Genomic DNA, 207 nt, shown 5'->3' with positions numbered 1-207 from the left:
CTGCAGAAGGCCGGCACCGGCGCGCTGCAATTGCTCGGGCCCAACACCTATACCGGCGGCACCGTGATCAGCGCCGGCAGCCTGATCGGCAACACCACCAGCCTGCAAGGCAATATCGTCGACAACGCCACGCTGGTGTTCGATCAGGCCAGCGATGGTGTGTTCGCCGGCGCGGTCAGCGGCACCGGCAGTGTGGTCAAGCAGGGG

1 protein-coding gene is annotated in these 207 nt (G+C 66.7%); it reads left to right on the top strand.

Going from position 1 to position 207, the window contains the following annotated elements; all coding sequences use genetic code 11:
• Positions 1 to 207: autotransporter-associated beta strand repeat-containing protein (locus AC1KVE_RS21045; RefSeq protein WP_481093119.1), on the top strand; the 207-nt coding region annotated here is incomplete at both ends.

The sequence above is a fragment of the Xanthomonas sp. NCPPB 2864 genome (genome assembly GCF_056675615.1).
Note: the sequence above shows the minus strand (reverse complement) of the source record. Positions and strands in the feature narration are given on the sequence as shown.